Annotated in this window: 1 protein-coding gene; it reads right to left on the bottom strand. The window is 52.0% G+C overall.

Annotation, left to right across the window (positions count from 1 at the left end):
* On the bottom strand, positions 1 to 1,866 hold a 1,866-nt coding region (locus tag AC5RK6_RS06940; RefSeq protein WP_493926382.1), incomplete at both ends, for a hypothetical protein.

The raw sequence follows: 1,866 nt of genomic DNA on the forward strand, positions 1-1,866 counted from the left end.
TCAGATCTGGAGTGCCATCATTATCGGCATCAGCGTTCGGATCGCGCACAGTAATCGGCGCAAGGAGAATCTTCTCCCCGGTGGGTGTCGTCATCTTGACGGGTACAAGATATTCACCCGGTTCAGCTTGCCCCCTGGTCGGAGCGAGCGAGATGGTCCCATCCTCGTTAACCGTCGCCCAAGGTTGCTGGCCAACCTTTACCTTGGACTGGTCAACATCAGCCAAAAGATCCGCGGGGATCTTTGCATTGTCATCCAGAGGCGAATACTTCGCATCCCGAGGCTTCGTACCATTTTCCTTGTGGAGTGGGGAAGCAACAGTTTCGGTCGTATCGAGGTCGACCAAGGTGTGCTTGTACTCAGGAGTTGGCTTTGCAGCGAATGCGTCCTTTGCTAGCGCAGTATCACGCGAACCTTCGGGGTAGATCGTGGCCGTATAGATTTCGTCATGGTCAAGATCAGCCGGAACGGTCAAGGGGCAGGAATTCACAACTCCCAGATTCGAGGAGGTCGAGATGCACTTATGAACCTCGTTACCTTCAGAATCAGTCCACACGATTTCGTGACCACTCGACGGCACGAAACCAGTGGCCTTTGTCTGCACAGTAGCACCCGGCGCGGCTGGTTTATCTGTCTGGTTGTACTCAAGAACCTGGAAATCGCGATCTTCCATACGGAGCGCAAAATCTTGGTTGTGGAGATCACTCATTCCACCAAGAGTTGCATAGTCCGGAACTTTATCCCCAGGACCGAACATGTTGTCAGGGAAGTTATCAAGCGCTCCACCCACGCCCTCCGGCAACACGGGGGCAACATACATATACGCGACATTAACATGCCGTGAGCCAAAGTTCCCCTTCAGCCACGAGGCATTCGTCGCATTTTCCGGAACAAGGTCACCGTGTGTCCCGTTCTTCATGATGCCTTTAAAGGTGTAACTGTCACCCCAAAGGCCTCGGAACTGGATATGATACGAGCCCTGAGCGTCCGTTATGGCGTAAGCGGTTTCAGCCCACGGGCTTTTCCCTGTTTCTTCCTTATATTTCGCCATAATCTCGCGCTGAGCGACCTTGAATTGCTCGCGGGTATAACCTCTGTGCTCGCTCTTCCACGTGTCGAAACGGCGCGCAACCTCGTCTTGGACGTAGGTACCAACAACCTTAACCCCAGGAACCGCTACATCTCCGAAACCGTCTTGGAAATTGCGGACAGCCTTCGGAGCACCAAAGTAGTTTCTTTGATCATAAAAAACGCTTCCGTTAACGTAGCCGCCATTTTCCTGGTTAGTCGTTTCCCTCCAGGTACTCTCATCCGGGAACATTTCCTGAATCTTCGGACGCTCCTGATAAGAGATATTCATGTTTTCAGCGGCGGACTGCGGCCATGCATTCCACGTGCCCACATAACGCTGAGTCATCCCGTTGTTAACAAATACACCGTCGGATTCGACAAACGAATTAACGTACTTAGCTTTATCGGGATTATCAGCCCAGATCCGCAAACCCTGACCGGCTTGCGCCCTCCATTCATGTTCGACACCTAGAGCGTCAGTCCAGTTTGGAAGTTTAATTGAGTACTTGCCATCAGCTTTAGTTTCGGTCCAATAAACCGGCGAGACAGCACCCTTCAGCTTTTTATTGTTAAAGTCAACCCACTGCGCGTAAACCTTTACGCCAGGCAGACCTTCATCCCCTTTATCGAACGTGGCAATATTGTCCACTCGGTCTACGAAAACTCGGCCGTAAACCGAACCTTTAATTTCACCAAGCTTGCCGTCCGAACGTTGTAACTCATACGCCTGTGCAGAAGGCGCACTATATGTGGGGGTGAGACTCAAACACAACGCTGCAGCCGTGATACCGGCCC

The organism is Actinotignum sp. usb-actsch-213, from assembly GCF_059085665.1.